The following is a 16,411-nucleotide window of genomic DNA, read 5'->3' on the forward strand; positions in this document are numbered from 1 at the left end:
TCCCGCATAGTTACTGAGATAATCCACAGCTGGAATTTAGTTTTTCATTTAAGTCTTAGAAAAAATTATGCAGATGCGATTGCGGGACATGAGGCAATGCTTGGCAGTCTGATACAGGATGGCAAGGGCGTTTACCGTATGCTGGAGGAAAGTCCTTATAAATCAGAACTTGGAATTGCTTTCAAAAAAGGAACTCACGAAGAATTGGCAGAAAAGCTTACAGAAACGCTTACAGAGATGCAAAGCGAAGGGATTACAGAAAAAATAGTTACAAAATACGGATTGGATGCGGACGAAACTCTGCCGGGAGGAGAAAGTAAATGAGCAGACAGATAAGAAGGCAGATACCGCAGAAACAGAAGAAAAAGAGGGTCGACAGAAATGCGTGTTTGCTTGTGTTTATTCTGATTTTTTCCGGAATACTGACTTTTCTTCTGCTGACAGCGAGAGATAATAGCAAGCTGAACAGTACTCTGGATGAGACCTTTGATTTTGTAAAAAACCGAATTGAAAGTTATGAGATTTATAACACCAATGATCAGGTGAAAAGCCTGGTACGTCTTTTGGACAAAACAACAGAATTAAGCAGAGTCATAGAACAGGAAGGAAATCTCAGTACAGAAATGCTAGACGAATATGCCAGGGAACAGCGCCTGACAGGAATCCTTGTACTGGATCAGAATCTGAAGGTGACAGAACAGAGTGCAAAAGATGGAGATACTATGTCGCTGTGGCAGAAGCTGATCAAAAGTGATTATGTACGTGATATTGCAGAGCATCCGGAAAAGACTTATACCACTCGTCTGAGAAATAAAGGAAAGATCTATGATTTTGCGGCAGTGGCAAGACAGGATGCAGCAGGTATCCTGATCACATATGCGCAGAAGGAGGAAGTAAATGAGCTTAACGGAGATCTGACGATGGCATCGTTATTTTCTGACTTTCCTTTTGAGATGAATGGAAGTGTTGTGATCTGTGATGATGATAAGGTTGTCAGTACAAACAGACAGGAGCTGACTGCCCGCTCTATAGAAGAAGCAAAAAGTCAGTATAAAAATAAATTTGAGGTAGATGAGAATGGAATTGTCCATCTTCGTTCAGAGACAGGAAACTGGTTCGGACGTCGGGAGAAGATCAAAGACTACGATGCATATATCTTTTTCCCGGAAAGTCAGGTGTACATCACACGAAATATTATATGTGTGATTTATGTGCTGCTTGCACTGCTCCTTTTCTTACTTTATCGGGTGAACAGGAGCAGAACAGAAAAGAGAAGTATCCTTCAGGACCAGAAAAGACTTCGGGTGATCAATGCACTGGGGCATGCATATGCCTCTATTTCTCTTGTGAATCTAAAAACAGAGGAAATCGAAATCCTGAAATCTTCAGGAAATATGAAGCCAGATCAGAAAGGGGATATGCTTTTCAAAGCGCATCAGGAAGAACTTATAAGGCAGGTGATTGCAGAGCCATTTCAGAAGGCATACTGGGAATTTGTCGATATAAGTACGGTGGCAAAACGTCTGGAAGAACGTGAAACGCTGAGTTTTACAGCTCGGACAGTGGATGAAAGATGGATGACAATGATCATTGTGCCACAGGGATATGATAAAGATGGGAAATTGTGTACAGTTCTGGTTGCAATCCGTGATGCGACAGAAGAAAAAGAACGTGAGATTGCGCAGGATAGGAATCTGAGAAATGCACTTGCGGCTGCAGAACATGCGAACAGGGCGAAGACTGTGTTTCTGAATAATATGTCTCATGATATCCGCACGCCGATGAATGCGGTCATTGGATTTACTGCGCTTGCGACAACACATATTGACAATAAGGAGCTTGTTCTGGATTATCTGAAAAAAATCCATATATCCGGTCAGCATCTGCTCAGCCTAATCAATGATGTGCTGGATATGAGCAGAATCGAGAACGGTTCCGTACGGATTGAATATACAGTTGTACACCTGCCGGATATCTTGCATGACTTAAATACAATTATACAGGAATCTGTACATTCTAAACAGCAGGAGCTGTATATTGATACACAGGATGTACTCCATGAAGATATCATTACCGACAAGTTGCGCCTGACGCAGGTGCTTCTGAATATCAGCAGTAATGCTGTGAAATTTACACCGGTCGGGGGTACGGTTAACATTCGTGTTTCTGAGAAACCATGCAGAAGAGACGGATGTACAACAGTGGTATTCAGTGTGAAGGATAATGGAATTGGGATGTCGCCGGAGTTCAGGGAGCAGGTGTTTGACTCATTTACAAGAGAACATACCGTTACGGAGAATGGAATAGGAGGAACCGGTCTCGGAATGGCAATCACCAAAAACATTGTGGATATGCTGGGCGGTACGATTCAGGTTGAAAGCGAAGTAGGAAGGGGAACGGAGTTTACGGTTATGCTTGAATGTGAAATATCAGGGACGACTGTGAAGGAGGAACCTGATTCGGAGCAAAGAGAGCCCCTTAAGAATGAGAAGCAGAAAATCCGGGCAGAAATCCAGAGGCGTTATGAAGGGAAGAAAGTTCTTCTTGTAGAGGATAATGAGCTGAACCGGGAGATCGCAACAGCGATCATGGAGGAAATTGGTCTGGATGTGGATTGCGTTGAGGATGGTACAGATGCTGTGAATATCATGTCATCTGCAGAAGGCAGAAAATATGATCTGATCTTCATGGATATTCAGATGCCGAAGATGGATGGATACACCGCAACCCGGGAAATCCGTACATTGAATGATCCGAAATGCGCAAATATACCAATCATTGCGATGACTGCCAATGCTTTTGAAGAAGACCGTAAAAAGGCAATCAAAGCGGGTATGAACGCTCATATTGCCAAACCAATCAGCGCAGATATAATTCTGGAAAATCTGGAGAGAATGCGCTAAAACAGAAAGTATTTTAATGAACCTGCTGAGAAAAGTTAAAAACTTTTCAGCAGGTTTTAATTTATCCAAAAAATTACATGCATACTGTCAGAAGTGCTAGTGTAAATATCTGAGCGTTCACGTATAATGTAGATAAACAAAAAATCTTCTCACAAAATTAAGTAAAAAAGAGTCCGAGGAGTACATTAAAAAAGAAAGGAGATGTTTGTATGAGTAAAAAAATGAGGTTGTGGATGGCAGGAACAGTAGGAGTCTTAATGGCAGGCTTTATGAGCGTAAGTGTTTATGCCCTTGAAGAAAAGGATGTTATTGGAACCTGGTATGTAAATGAGCTTTCTATGGGCGAAGGTGCATCCTTTCATCCGGGGGCAATGGGAATGGAAGTGACCGTGGACATTAAAGAAGACGGTAAAATGGAAACAACAAGTTCTGTTTATGGGGAAGAGCCTGAAGTAGATGAATCAGAGTGGAAAATAGAAAATGATAAAATTTTGATGACTCATAATGATCAGACAGGGGAATGCGAGTACAAGGACGGTAAGATAACCTTAACAGCAGATGGAACGACAATGATCCTGAGTCAGGAAAAGGAAGAGTATGAGCCTTATGTACCGGGCAAACCGGTAGAAAATCCAACCATGAAGGATTTTGAAGGAGAATGGAGCTGTACTCTGATGGAAGCATTTGGAATGCAGATGCCGGTTAATGCTGACTTTACAGGATTTGAAATGAGTATGTCTGTGGAAGACGGAAAGGCTGAAATTATCTTAATAGAGAGCGGAGAAGAGACAAAAGTAGAACTTCAGGGCGACGTGGAAGGAAACGCACTGGTATTAAAGGCTGTAACAGAGGATGAGGCAGGAACTATGTTTTTCAGTCTTGATAATATGAAGTTCAATTTACTGGATGATGGAAAACTGTGTTTGATAGCAGAAGATGATGCAGAGGAATCTGATGACGGCGAAGAAGCAGATGATTCTGAAACAGGTGAAGTTGATTTTTCCGTAAAGACATATTTTGAAAAAATAATTGTTACAGAATAAGGTAAAATACTGCCGCACCATTCCGGTGCGGCAGTATGGGATTTCAGATAAAAAAGGAGGATAGGGTATGGGATTATTTGATAAGAAAATCTGTGACATCTGCGGAGAGAAAATTGGGTTATTGGGAAATCGAAAACTGGATGACGGAAATCTGTGTAAGGATTGTGCGAAAAAATTATCACCATGGTTTGAGGAGCGGCGGCATAGTACGGTAGAGGATATCAAACGCCAGCTGGAATATCGTGAAAAAAACAAAAAAGCGGTAATGGACTTTTGTATAACCCGTCAGATCAATACCAGAAATTACAATGTTTTTATTGATGATAATAAGGGGAATTTTACTGTTGCGCGGAAACTGGATGTTAATGAAAACCCGGACATAGTTCCTTTATCAGCCATTGTACAGTGCAGGGTTGATGTAGACCAACAGCAGCATGAGGAAACATATACAAAGGATGGAGAAAATGTAAGTTATCAGCCACCGGTATATAAATATGAATTTGATTATACCATGCGTATTAAAGTGAGAACTCAGTGGTTTGATGATATGGATTTTCGCCTGAATACTTTTTCCATAAGCAGTGACAAAAGAAGAGAACTGATGGAAGTGGAGCAGACCGCATATCAGATTATTGCAGCACTGACACCAAACGCAGCCGGAATGCAATCCGGAATGTCGGGAATGAACATGAATGGAGGAATGCAGTCCGGAATGTCGGGAATGAACATGAATGGAGGAATGCAGCCTGGGATGCCAGGAATGAACATGAACGGAGGGATGCAGTCTGGGATGCCCGGGATGAATATGAATGCGGGAATGCAGCCCGGGATGTCAGGAATGCAGCCCGGGATGTCAGGAATGCAGCCTGGAATGACCGGGATGAACATGAACGGAGGGATGCAGTCTGGGATGCCCGGGATGAACATGAATGTGGGAATGCAGCCCGGGATGCCCGGAATGAATATGAACGGAGGGATGCAGTCTGGGATGCCGGGAATGAACATGAACGGAGGAATGCAGCCCGGAATGTCCGGAATGAACATGAACGGAGGAATGCAGCCCGGAATGACCGGAATGAACATGAACGGAGGAATGCAGCAGACGGGAATGTCAGAAACGAACATGACCGGAGGAATGCAACAGAATAACAGTTCGTGGAAATGCCAGTGTGGTGCAGAGAATACCGGAAAGTTTTGTGAATACTGTGGTCAGCCAAGACCGTTTTAAGTAATGATTAAACAGAGTGGACATAATTGTTCACTCTGTTTGTGATAAAAAGCTCTGAAAATAGATGATTTCTCTAAAAACTATATGATAAAATGGTGCTTTATAGTATAATTATTACAAAAATGGATTAGAGCGTATTTGAAAAATCATTCCTGCAAATTGTGACGCACATCTTGCGTAAAGCATTTTTCAAACCCGCTCCGGTAAGAGAGGAACTTTCATGACATACAGTAAAAAGAGGACTCTGTCATATGGAGTGATTCTGATAAGTGTGTTGCTGGCTTATTTCTGCAGGCAGGTGAGAACGGAAAATGTTTTTATGAGAAATCTGGCAGATCAGTGTCGTAGCTGTATTTATCTGGGAATGTACTGTGCCTGGGTGATTTATCTGAGAAGACATGTAGTACATAAAAAAACGCGCAGATGCCTGACTGCAATTGGCTGTCTGATGGTATTCTGGTTCTTTGTGCGGACAGTAAAATTTCATATTTTTCATGATCCTCTTGGAGAACATATCTGCTGGTATCTATATTATATTCCCATGATTCTGATTCCGGTTCTGGGTTTGGCAGCAGCAATGTTTTTGGGCGAAAAGGAGGAAGAGAAAACGATCAGAAAGATTATAATTTTGCTGACCGTTGCAGCGATATTGATCGTAAGTGTTTTTACAAATGATTTGCATCAGCTGGTATTTCGTTTTTCCAAACAGCCCCCATTTTCGGATAAAGATTACAGCTATGGTATTGTTTTTATGGTGATTCAGGGATGGATCTTGATCTGTCTGACAGGGATGGAAATCATTCTGATCAGAAAAAGCAGAATTCCGGGAAAGAAACAGTTCTGGCTGCCAGTGATTCCGGGAATATTGCTTCTGGGGTGGAATATCGGAAATATACTCCGCCTGCCTTTCATCAAAATCATTGCAGGGGATATGACGGCAGTGTGCTGTCTTTTAATGGCGGCAATTTTTCAGGGTTGTATATTATGTGGATTGATACAGACCAATAATCGATATTTTGAATTATTCCAGACTTCCGGAGGACTGGATGCAGAGATTACAGATTGTTCTTTTCAGCGCTATTATCATTCCGGTGATTTTCCAGAGCTGTCGCCTGAACTGCGTAGAATCATAATAGACAGATCATCCGTACAGGAACAGGGAATCCGGATCAACCATATTCCTATAAGGGGAGGACATTTGTTTTGGTCAGAGGATATTTCGGTACTGTTGGATCAGTATCAGGATATTCGGGAACAGCAGGAGGAACTGACGGCCAGAAACCGTCTGTTACAGAAAGCTTATCAGAAAGAGGCTGAGCGTAGAAAGACAGAAGAACAGAACCGTCTGTTAAATATGATACAGAATCAGACCGTCGGTCAGCTGGAATTGCTGTCACAGTTTATGAATGAGCTGGAGCGGACAGAATCGAGGGAACAATATGATCGGATTCTCGGTAAAATTGTAGTTGTTGGTACGTATTTGAAGCGGAGAAAGAATCTGGTGCTGACACAATATGCATCAGATGGAAATCTGCTTACAATGGAAGATCTCAGACAAAGCCTGGCGGAATCCTGTGACAGTTTAAAATTATGCAGGATCCGGGCAGCTTACTACGTGGAAAATGCGGATGTGCAGCTGAATGCAGAGGATATACTAAAATGCTATGACACCTTTGAATGGCTTGTGGAACGATTGGTTGATATCATGCAGTCTGTTTTTTACCGTGTGTCGCAGATTGATGATGCTCTGCGGATTTCAGTTCATATTGTATCAGAGGTGGATCTGCGTGGATTCATGTCGGAAAGGCCGGAATTAAAAGTGCAGCAGGAAGATGAAAACGAATGGTTTATCAGATGTATCGTCTTCAGAAAGAGAGGCGGAAGATGATCAGTTTTGTGGAATGCAGTATGGCAATGCAGGATTTTCTGATGATTCTTCTTGAAATCTGTATGATTCTGGAATTAATTCTCCTGCTGGTAAGAATCACCTGTTTTTCCGGGAAAAAGAAAATCGTAACGGCAGTGGCTGTCTTTGCTGTTTCTTTTGTATTTATGGGCGTTTTGATGAATGATCACAGATATTGCCTGGGAGAAAGTTCCTATCAGCCAATGCTTCAGGGTTATCCGGTCAGTGTTTTAATGACGGTGGTTATAGGATTATTGCTTTATCTTTGCTGGGCAATCCGGAGCGAGAAACGCAGATATTATCATTCTCTGTCTTACTGGTCTGTGAACGAGGCTGTGAATGACGTTCCCTGTGGAGTCTGTTTTTCGGATCCTCTTGGAAGGATTGTTTTGTGTAATACCAAGATGCAGGAGCTGAGCAGAATCATGACAGGTTCTTATCTGCAGGATTATGACGCATTAAGGAAAGCAATGAGTGGGGAACCTGAATCGGAAGGTCTTTGCAGATTGAGCAAAGACAGTAATGTGTTTTATTTTCCTGATGGTTCCGTCTGGATGTTTCAGGAATATAGTCTGCAGGAGCCGGATTGTGCAGGATATCTGCAGACAGTGGCAGTTAATGTATCAGAAATTTATTACAATGGTGAAAAAATCAGGGCAAACAATGAAAAGTTGGAAATCCTGAATCATAAGCTGGAGGAAATGTACGAAAAAATCGGAGATAAAATCAGAGAGCAGGAGACGCTTGTCATGAAAATGCAGGTTCATGACAATTTTGGACGAAGCCTTCTGTCAATACGAAGAATACTGGAAAGAAAAGAAGACCCGGATAAAATGGATAAACAGTTGTCTGTATTGAAACATCTGGTTTATATTCTTACCGATTCTGCTGTTGAGAGTATGGAAGAAGTATATAAGGATACGATCAGACATGCAGAAGAGCTTGGAATTTCAGTTCAGATCAGTGGGAACTTTCCCATGCATCCATCTTACAGGCTGCTGACAGACAGGGCAATCCGCGAATGTGTGACAAATTGTGCCAGACATGCCCATGGCAGTACTGTTTGGGTGAAGATAGACAAAAATGCAGATGAATATACTGTTCAGATTACCAATGATGGAGAGGTGCCTGACAAAAATGCGGAAGAAGGCGGTGGTTTATCTGCACTGAGAAAGGCAGCTGAATCAGGAAAATGCAGGATGCAGGTTTCTTTTTCCCCTGAGTTTTGTCTGATATTGAAAATGCCACTGACAGAAAGGATGGGATTCGATGGTACGGATACTGATAGTAGAAGATCAGAAGATCATGCAGAAGTATTTTGAATATATTATTATGCAGGAGCCGGAATTCCGACATGTCCAGACAGTTTCAGATGCACGTGAAGCTGTAAAAATCTGTGATTATTCGGCAATTGATCTTATGATCATGGATGTGCAGACGTTTCATAATCATGATGGACTCAGTGCCGGAAAAGTGATCAGGGAGAAGTATCCCTATACAAAGGTATTGATCGTTACTTCCCTGATCGATCCCAAGGTGCTGGAAAGGGCAAAAAGTGGATGTGCAGACAGTCTCTGGTATAAGGATCACGGGGAAGAGGAAATACGGAGTGTGATCCACAGAACCTTAAATGGTGAGCATGTATTTCCGGATATGACGCCGAAGGTGGAGCTTAACTGGATCACAAGCGGCGATATCAGTCCCAGGCAGCTTGAGATGCTCCGCCTGTATATCCGTGGAATGTCATATTCAGAGATTGCAAGAGAAATGAAATGCTCTACCTCCGGGGTGAGATGGAATTTTCAGGAAATGATCGCCAAGGCAGGATACAGCTGTAAAGAAGATCTGATAGCGGCTGCACTGGAAAGTAAGCTAATCGTAACTACGTTAAAATAGCAAGCTGATAAACTACGAAGTTATTCTATTATGAGCAGAAAGCGAAGCGGAGTGCAAATATCCGCTTGATAAGAAGGGAGATGAGAGTATGAAAAAATATTCGATTGCTGTATGTGTTTGTGCGGTACTGTTTTCTGTTGGTATCCATGGCGGAGGTATGAGAGAAGTATTTGCCAGAGCACCTGGGGCAGATGAGAATCTGGCAATTCTGCAGGACATTATCAGGGAAAATGAATGTCAGGCCGGAATGGCATTTCTGGGATATACCTATGAAGGTGCAGAGGCAGCAGAGATACTTGAATATACCAGACAGGGAGAAGTGGCAGCTGCGTATCCTTTTTTACAGGATGGAACAGTGGTTGATGCAGGGGGATATGAAATTTATGCCATTGTCCCGGGGGATGATTGCAGGGTCAGCGTTTATCCGGCTCAGCCTACGGAAGAAGGGGAATATCTGGATGATCTGAACGCCCCATATTATACAGGGAAGGAGAATGAAATCATTATCCTGCGCTGCAATGTGAGTGAGATTCATTCCAATGTGATGGTTTCTGTACAGAAGCAGAATATGAGTATACAATACCATCCTATGGTGTCGTTAAAGGATGGACATCTTGCAGCAGAAACCCACTGCTATGATTTCTCCATATATTATAATTGGGATGAGTATGATCCGGAATATAATCCCGTGTATGAGTCAGAGTACGATCCAGAGTGTAATCCGGAGCATGATTCAGCATTGAATATAAAGATTGCCAGAGAACAGCTTTCTGAGACAGATGAAGTCAGCTATTACCTTGGTCTTGGAATGTCTCTGTGGTATACAGGCACTGATGAGTACATTGAAGGAAGAAATTGTCCGGTATTTGTTCTGGGAACGGATCATGAGGATCATTTTACAAAAGAACATTATTATGCAGTAGGAGACAATGTGGTTTATTATTATGATCCGTCAGGTGACGCATGGCTTCTGCTGGGGGCAGGCTGACAGAAGCTTCACCAATATATCATAGAATTTTGATTAATCAGCGAAAGAGGAAACAGACATGAATGATTTTTTGACAGAAAAAAATAAAAAAGCAGGGGTGTTGGGAAAACTGAAGTGGGTTCTTTGTGGCTTCTGCATGCTTTTATCCCTGGGAGCTATTGGTGCATCGGAGAAGTATATTGGTGAAGGACGCTGGGGAATGGCAGCAACAGAGATTCTGCTCTGTCTGTTATTTTTATATCCGACTTTCAGGGAAGTTCAGAAAGCATTACGGAAGAAAAAAGCCAGGGAAATTGCCTGCTGGTTTGAATCTTATGCCCAGAATACGGTCTCATTTGAGAAACTTGAGCAGGAGCTGGGAAAAGGTGCAGTAAAAAAACTGGAAAAATTTATTGCCAGGGGATATATCCGGAATATCCAGATAGACAGAGAAGGAAATTATATTATGATTACTGCACCAAACAGACGTGTAAATGAAAAGATTTATATTACAGTTACCTGTACCAGCTGCGGTGCAAAGAATCAGGTAATAAAAGGACGTCTGAGCAATTGTGAATATTGCGGACAGCGTCTTAACTCATGATACAAGTACTGTGAGAGAGGATTATCAGGAGTGTTCATAAAAACGAGAATGAATTTTGGCTAAGTTACCGTGAATGGAGTGAACAGTAACACTATTCCATCGCCGAAGGCGATTTCTAAAGATTTGAGTTTGAGAGCGTAACTGTGTGAAGGCGTTAAATCGTCATGGTTGCTATAGAATATGGTATATTGTATACAATTTGCTAATTTCATATCTTTTACAGTACAAATATCTGCACTTCATAGAAATTTTGGATGAAATCATAGAAGAAATTTATAAAATTTGCTAATAAAACTGGATAAAATGTGCATTTTATGTTACATTTAATAAGGTATATGTATTGAACTTATTTATCTGGTTTTATTAGCCCTTTTTTGAGTGCAGAGATGGAGGGAACGGATAAGAACAGATATCATAAGGATAAAATTTTATCGTGAGGAAGGTGAGCAATTGGAAAACTATACTAAGTACAAACTGAAAAGCAGTGATGAACTTGCATCAGTGCTTGACGGTAAGGACAACCTGTTTGTGATTGCCTGCAACAAATGTTTCAAAGAATTTGAAACTGTTGACGAACCGGATTGTGACGAATTTCTGAAATTCGCTGCAGATCAGGGAAAGAATGTTACAGGCAGTGCAAAATTTGATTTCTTATGCAACAAGATGCACACAGAAAGAAAATTACAGGATCTGATTCCGGAAGGTACAGAGAATGTAGTAGTAATTTCCTGTGGCCTTGGTATTCAGACCGTTGCGGATCTGGCAGGTAAGCCGGTAGTTGCTGCAAGCAACACCCTTAACTACAGAGGTCATCATGGCATGGCACTTACCAAGAAGAGCTGTGACGCATGTGCGCAGTGTTATCTGAACATTACCGGAGGTGTCTGTCCGATCGTTGACTGTTCAAAGAGTCTTGTCAATGGACAGTGCGGTGGAGCAAAGAATGGAAAATGCGAAGTAGATCCGAATAAAGACTGTGCATGGGAGAAGATTTACCAGAGACTTGCAAAACAGGGACGTCTGGAAGAATTCTTAAACCAGCCTGTACAGGTTCGTGATTTCTCCAAAGTTAATTTCAAAGTGATCAACGACTATGTGAAGTCCATTAGAGAAGACAGACTGGACGGATATTACGGCGGTGTTCATCCGTCAGAACGCAAGGAATTCAGTGAGCATATCGCTCTGAAGAAATTCCCGGATCCGAAGACAGTTGTAATCTCCATGTCACAGCATCTGGGCGCACCGGCCAATCCGATCGTTCAGGTTGGTGACACTGTAAAAGTTGGTCAGAAGATCGGTGAAGCTGCCGGATTTATCAGTGCTCCGGTACATTCCAGCGTAAGCGGAACCGTAGTTGCTGTTGAACCGCGTATGCATGGCACACGCGGAAGCGAAGTGATGGCTGTTGTCATTGAATCGGATGGAAAAAATACTCTGCACGAATCCGTACAGCCACATGGTGAGCTTGACAATCTTACTCCGGATGAGATTATTGATATCATCCGTGAAGCCGGAATCGTTGGTATGGGCGGTGCAGGTTTCCCGACCTGTGTCAAACTTAAACCTGCCAAACCGGTAGATACCATCCTTCTCAATGGATGTGAATGTGAGCCTCTGTTAACAGCAGACCACAGAGTACTCCTTGAGTATGCAGATGACATTATTTTTGGTCTGAAAGCAGTCCTCAAGACAACAGGTGCCGAAAAAGGTATCATCGTTATCGAGGATAATAAGCCGGATGCCATTGAATTAATGCAGAAAAAAGTTGCTGACATCGGAAACATGGAAGTATTTGTTGCAAAAACCAAATACCCGCAGGGTGCTGAGAAAACTCTCATCAAGCGCGTTATGGGAAGAATTGTTCCAAGCGGCGGTCTTCCGGCAGATGTCGGCGTTGTTGTAGATAATATCAGTACAGTAAAAGCAATCTCCGATGCGATCCAGACAGGAATGCCTCTGGTTGAGCGTGTTGCAACAGTAACAGGCGAGAAGATCAAGAATCCTGGAAACTTCGTTATCAAGATCGGTACAAGCGTAAGAGAGCTGATCGATTACTGCGGCGGATTTACAGATGACGATGTTCTGGTTAAGATGGGCGGACCAATGATGGGATTCCCTCTGAACACACTGGATGTACCGATGATGAAAGGCTCCAATGGTATTATTGCCGTTGAACCGGATGAGACAAAAGAACAGCCGTGTATCAAGTGCGGACGCTGCGTAGATGTATGTCCGATGGAACTTTCACCTCTGTATTTCGTGAAATATGCGAAAGATGAGAACTGGCAGGGCATGAAAGACATGAACGTTATGGATTGTGTTGAGTGCAGATGCTGTCAGTATATCTGTTCTTCCAAGATTCCGATCATTAACAGTATCAAAGCCGGAAAAAATGCAGTAAGGGGGATGAAGTAATATGTTGATTACCCAGTTAAAAGCAAAAGAAGCGATTACATCACTGACAGCCGGAAAGAAAGTTTTCATTATCAACTGTCATGGATGTAAGGAAGTTCGTTTTCCGGAAAAAGAAGCTGCCCGACTTCAGAAGGAACTTGCAGCTGAAGGAAATGTGACAGGAATCATGACAACTGATTACATCTGTAATCCGGAAAATATGGAATTACGTCTTAAGAAACATATGAGCAAGATCCAGGAAGCAGATCTGGTTCTGGTATTCTCCTGCGGTGTTGGTGTACAGACCGTTTCAGAATATCTGGAAGATAAGATGGTCTGTGCAGCCTGCGATACATACCCGGTACCAGGTTTCCAGGGCGTGACACCGTTAGAGTACAAATGTGACCAGTGCGGTGAATGCTACCTGAACCTGACAGGCGGAATCTGCCCGATCACAGCATGTTCAAAGAGCCTTGTGAATGGCCAGTGCGGCGGTTCCAAGAACGGTAAATGTGAAGTGGACAGCGAAATGGAATGTGGATGGGAACGCATCTACAGACGTCTGAAAGAGATCGGACGCCTTGACGCGCTGAAATGTCCGACACAGATTCATAACTTTGCAACAGACGATGAATTAAAATAGATTATAATGATTGGAGCAATGTACAATGAAAATGAAAGAATTATTCGACCGTGGTGAATTTGTAGTTTCTGCAGAAGTAGGACCGCCAAAAGGAATCCACGTAGATGAACTGGTAGAAGAAGCAAAAACATACCTCAAGGATGTTCATGCAGTTAACGTAACTGATAACCAGTCTTCTGTTATGCGTCTTGGATCTCTTGCAATGTGTAAAGTTCTCAAGGATGCAGGCATGAATCCGATCTTCCAGCTGGCATGCCGTGATAGAAACCGTATCGCTCTGGAGTCTGATCTTCTCAGCGCTGCAATGCTGGGTATTGACAACATCCTCTGCCTTACAGGTGACCATACAAAGATGGGTGACCACCCACAGGCAAAACCTGTATTCGACCTTGACTCCGTATCCCTTCTTCACACAGTGAAGCTTCTGGAATCCGGTGTGGATCTTGGCGGAAACGAACTGGTTGGTGAGCCGCCAAAATTCTCCAAGGGTGCTGTTGTATCTCCATGCAGCGATTCCGTTGACGCACAGCTTGCAAAAATGGAAAGAAAAGTAGCTGCAGGTGCAGAATACTTCCAGACACAGGCAGTATTTGAGCCGGAGAAATTCATCAAATTCATGGAAAAAGCAAAACAGTTCGGAAAACCTGTACAGGTTGGTATCATCATTCCGAAGTCCGCTGGAATGGCTAAATTCATGAACAACAACGTTGCCGGCATTCATGTTCCGGACGAAATGCTCGAGGAACTGAAAGCAGACAAAGAAAAGACAAAAGCAGGTATCACAGGTGTTGAGATCGCTGCACGTATTATCAAAGAGTGCAAGCCATACTGTCAGGGTGTACATATCATGGCACTTGGATGGGAATCCAAGATCCCGGATCTGCTGAAACTGGCTGAAATCTAAGAAAATAAAACTCTGAGCTGTAAATAGTAACATCATTACAGAACAGTACTGCAAATAATTAAAAAAGCTGTCTGGATTCCGGATGTATTTGCATCCGGAACAGACAGCTTTTGTTGTATCAGCATCTAACCCTTAACCGCACCTGCGGAAACACCTTCTACAATGAATCTGGAAAGAAGAATGTAGACAATGATGACCGGGAAGATGGAAAAGGCGATCATTACATACACCTGTCCCATGTCAAACTTCAGGAAGTCTGCACTTCGAAGCTGTGCGATCAGTACAGGAAGTGTTTTCTTTTTATCTGAGTGAAGGACCAGCGCCGGAATGAAGTAATTATTCCAGCTCTGTACAAAGGTAAAAATTGCCTGCACAGCGATAGCCGGTTTCATAAGCGGGAATACGATTTTGTTAAAGGTATTAAATTCACCGGAACCGTCAATACGTGCTGCTTCCACAAGCTCCAGAGGAAGGTTGCTTTCCATGTACTGTTTCATATAGAAGAAAGTAACAGGAGCAGCAATACTTGGAACGATCAGTGGGACAAAGGAGTCGTCCAGACCTATTTTTCCCAACAGCTGAAGGAATCCAAGAGCAGTTACCTGAGTTGGGATCATCATGACTGCAAGGATAAATGTAAACATAAATTTTTTTGCTTTAAAATTGTATGCATGGATAGCGTAAGCAGTCATTGTTGAAAAATAGGTACATAAAACAGCAGAGCAGGTAGCAATGAAAATACTGTTGAACATACCATTCCATACAGGGAGTGTTCCTGCGAGAAGATTTTTCCAGTTCTCAATGAGATGTCCTCCGGGAATGGCTGTGAATCCCTTTTTCAGTGCGCCATTAGATCTGGTGGCATTGATAAACAGTACATAAAACCAGAACAGGCAGAAGAAGGAAATGATGATCAGTACGATATAGGCAAGAGTACGCTGACCTTTCATGCTCATTCCTTTTTTATTTTTGGAGTTTTTTTCATTCATTCTTCTCACCTCCATCAGTCTTTTATCTTGTTAAAGCGGAATACGATCAGGCTGAGCACTCCTGTGATAATGAACAGGAATACGGATAATGCACCACCCATTCCGTAGTTCTTGCTGAACAGATGCTTGTTCAGGAACATGATCAGTGTCATAGTGGAACGCATGGGGTCGCCGGTTCCGTTTGTCAGGATCTGAGGTACATCGAACATCTGCATGCCGCCGATCAGGGATGTGATCATAACATAGATCAGGATTGGACGAAGGAGTGGAAGAGTGATCTTTCTGAAAATCTGTGAGGAAGTTGCACCGTCTACTTCAGCTGCCTCGTAAAGCGAGGAGTCAATTCCCATCATACCTGCCATAAGAAGAATAGTTGTATTTCCGAACCACATCAGGAAGTTCAGGACTGCAACAAGGGTTCTGGCACTCCAGGCATGGCTGAAAAAGGAATATGCCTGTTTCAGTATTCCTGACTGCATCAGCATTGCATTGATGGGACCGCCGTCTGCAAATAAGGTAAAGAATAACATTGCAAAGGCGGATGCCATGATCAGGTTTGGCAGATAAATAACTGTTTTGAAGAAGCGCTGTCCCTTAAGCCGGAGGCTTGGATTGGAGAACCAGGCAGCCAGGAGCAGGGAAACCAGGATCTGTGGGATAAATCCCATTACCCACATGATCATTGTGTTTTTAAAATAAATCCAGATATCGCCACCCTGAAAGAGCTTTGCATAATTGGCAAGTCCCACAAAATTCGGTCCTATCTGCGTTAATCCAGATCTGTAATTTTCAAAGAAACTGTTATAAATTGTACTGATAAGCGGAACGAGCTGGAATATGAGATATACTACTACAAATGGTATCAGGAAGATATATCCCCATTTGTTATAGCTGACCGCTTTATGGTTATTATTCTTTGCCATTATCTTCCTCC

The 16,411-nt window shown here is 42.6% G+C and carries 13 protein-coding genes and 1 pseudogene; 12 read left to right on the forward strand and 2 right to left on the reverse strand.

Translation table 11 applies throughout. From position 1 onward, the window contains the following. From LJE11_RS12835 to LJE11_RS12890, 12 genes and pseudogenes are all read left to right on the forward strand, one after another. A pseudogene (locus tag LJE11_RS12835) lies at nucleotides 1-324 on the forward strand (transporter substrate-binding domain-containing protein); the annotation flags it as partial. Further along, the gene (locus LJE11_RS12840; RefSeq protein WP_118408285.1) at nucleotides 321-2,903 is read left to right on the forward strand and encodes a hybrid sensor histidine kinase/response regulator; all 2,583 of its coding nucleotides are present in this window, start codon (nucleotides 321-323) and stop codon (nucleotides 2,901-2,903) included. The pseudogene LJE11_RS12835 and the gene LJE11_RS12840, both read left to right, overlap by 4 nt. A 209-nt stretch (nucleotides 2,904-3,112) precedes the next feature. Then, nucleotides 3,113-3,946, forward strand: coding sequence for a hypothetical protein (locus tag LJE11_RS12845; RefSeq protein ID WP_020993631.1), 834 nt, complete (start codon nucleotides 3,113-3,115; stop codon nucleotides 3,944-3,946). A 67-nt stretch (nucleotides 3,947-4,013) separates the two neighbouring features. Next, the gene (locus LJE11_RS12850) at nucleotides 4,014-5,174 is read left to right on the forward strand and encodes a DUF4428 domain-containing protein (RefSeq protein WP_227296078.1); all 1,161 of its coding nucleotides are present in this window, start codon (nucleotides 4,014-4,016) and stop codon (nucleotides 5,172-5,174) included. Nucleotides 5,175-5,394: 220 nt separating this feature from the next. Further along, nucleotides 5,395-7,062 carry a histidine kinase N-terminal 7TM domain-containing protein gene (locus LJE11_RS12855; RefSeq protein ID WP_055059310.1) on the forward strand — a complete coding sequence of 556 codons (1,668 nt, stop codon included), beginning with the start codon at nucleotides 5,395-5,397 and terminating at the stop codon, nucleotides 7,060-7,062. Continuing rightward, complete coding sequence (locus LJE11_RS12860; protein WP_055059311.1) at nucleotides 7,017-8,402, forward strand: sensor histidine kinase; 1,386 nt, start codon at nucleotides 7,017-7,019, stop codon at nucleotides 8,400-8,402. Before LJE11_RS12855 ends, LJE11_RS12860 begins: the two co-directional genes overlap by 46 nt. After that, a complete protein-coding gene (locus LJE11_RS12865) occupies nucleotides 8,350-8,976 on the forward strand; it encodes a response regulator transcription factor (protein ID WP_008706424.1) in 627 nt (208 codons plus the stop codon). Before LJE11_RS12860 ends, LJE11_RS12865 begins: the two co-directional genes overlap by 53 nt. 88 nt (nucleotides 8,977-9,064) lie before the next feature. Continuing rightward, nucleotides 9,065-9,964 carry a hypothetical protein gene (locus LJE11_RS12870; RefSeq protein WP_008706425.1) on the forward strand — a complete coding sequence of 300 codons (900 nt, stop codon included), beginning with the start codon at nucleotides 9,065-9,067 and terminating at the stop codon, nucleotides 9,962-9,964. Between the two features lie 58 nt (nucleotides 9,965-10,022). Continuing rightward, nucleotides 10,023-10,547: a hypothetical protein gene (locus LJE11_RS12875; RefSeq protein WP_008706427.1), complete on the forward strand. Its 525-nt coding sequence runs from the start codon at nucleotides 10,023-10,025 to the stop codon at nucleotides 10,545-10,547. A 450-nt stretch (nucleotides 10,548-10,997) separates the two neighbouring features. After that, complete coding sequence (rsxC, locus tag LJE11_RS12880) at nucleotides 10,998-12,962, forward strand: electron transport complex subunit RsxC (protein WP_081016958.1); 1,965 nt, start codon at nucleotides 10,998-11,000, stop codon at nucleotides 12,960-12,962. 1 nt (nucleotide 12,963) lies between these two features. Beyond that, nucleotides 12,964-13,584: a methylenetetrahydrofolate reductase C-terminal domain-containing protein gene (locus LJE11_RS12885; protein WP_008706433.1), complete on the forward strand. Its 621-nt coding sequence runs from the start codon at nucleotides 12,964-12,966 to the stop codon at nucleotides 13,582-13,584. Between the two features lie 25 nt (nucleotides 13,585-13,609). After that, the gene (locus tag LJE11_RS12890) at nucleotides 13,610-14,488 is read left to right on the forward strand and encodes a methylenetetrahydrofolate reductase (protein ID WP_008706435.1); all 879 of its coding nucleotides are present in this window, start codon (nucleotides 13,610-13,612) and stop codon (nucleotides 14,486-14,488) included. A gap of 125 nt (nucleotides 14,489-14,613) precedes the next feature. On the opposite strand, the gene LJE11_RS12895 is transcribed toward LJE11_RS12890, so the two are convergent. Together LJE11_RS12895 and LJE11_RS12900 are read right to left on the reverse strand one after the other, a co-directional pair. After that, entirely contained in the window at nucleotides 14,614-15,477 is an 864-nt protein-coding gene (locus LJE11_RS12895; protein WP_022380254.1) for a carbohydrate ABC transporter permease, read from the reverse strand. Between the two features lie 14 nt (nucleotides 15,478-15,491). Further along, on the reverse strand, nucleotides 15,492-16,400 hold the full coding sequence (locus tag LJE11_RS12900) for a carbohydrate ABC transporter permease (RefSeq protein WP_025579256.1): 909 nt from the start codon (nucleotides 16,398-16,400) through the stop codon (nucleotides 15,492-15,494). Nucleotides 16,401-16,411: the final 11 nt, after the last annotated feature.

The sequence above is a fragment of the Blautia sp. DFI.1.216 genome (assembly GCF_020594215.1).
In the GTDB taxonomy this organism is placed as follows: domain Bacteria; phylum Bacillota; class Clostridia; order Lachnospirales; family Lachnospiraceae; genus Blautia_A; species Blautia_A wexlerae.

Bases quoted from the DNA above. Each gene is read 5' to 3' on its own strand.
- LJE11_RS12870 (WP_008706425.1), top strand. From the start codon at position 9,065: ATGAAAAAATATTCGATTGCTGTATGTGTTTGTGCGGTACTGTTTTCT.
- LJE11_RS12855 (WP_055059310.1), top strand. From the start codon at position 5,395: ATGACATACAGTAAAAAGAGGACTCTGTCATATGGAGTGATTCTGATA.
- LJE11_RS12895 (WP_022380254.1), bottom strand. From the start codon at position 15,477: ATGAATGAAAAAAACTCCAAAAATAAAAAAGGAATGAGCATGAAAGGT.
- LJE11_RS12875 (WP_008706427.1), top strand. From the start codon at position 10,023: ATGAATGATTTTTTGACAGAAAAAAATAAAAAAGCAGGGGTGTTGGGA.
- LJE11_RS12900 (WP_025579256.1), bottom strand. From the start codon at position 16,400: ATGGCAAAGAATAATAACCATAAAGCGGTCAGCTATAACAAATGGGGA.
- LJE11_RS12840 (WP_118408285.1), top strand. From the start codon at position 321: ATGAGCAGACAGATAAGAAGGCAGATACCGCAGAAACAGAAGAAAAAG.
- LJE11_RS12865 (WP_008706424.1), top strand. From the start codon at position 8,350: ATGGTACGGATACTGATAGTAGAAGATCAGAAGATCATGCAGAAGTAT.
- LJE11_RS12860 (WP_055059311.1), top strand. From the start codon at position 7,017: ATGGTTTATCAGATGTATCGTCTTCAGAAAGAGAGGCGGAAGATGATC.
- LJE11_RS12845 (WP_020993631.1), top strand. From the start codon at position 3,113: ATGAGTAAAAAAATGAGGTTGTGGATGGCAGGAACAGTAGGAGTCTTA.
- LJE11_RS12890 (WP_008706435.1), top strand. From the start codon at position 13,610: ATGAAAATGAAAGAATTATTCGACCGTGGTGAATTTGTAGTTTCTGCA.
- LJE11_RS12885 (WP_008706433.1), top strand. From the start codon at position 12,964: ATGTTGATTACCCAGTTAAAAGCAAAAGAAGCGATTACATCACTGACA.
- LJE11_RS12850 (WP_227296078.1), top strand. From the start codon at position 4,014: ATGGGATTATTTGATAAGAAAATCTGTGACATCTGCGGAGAGAAAATT.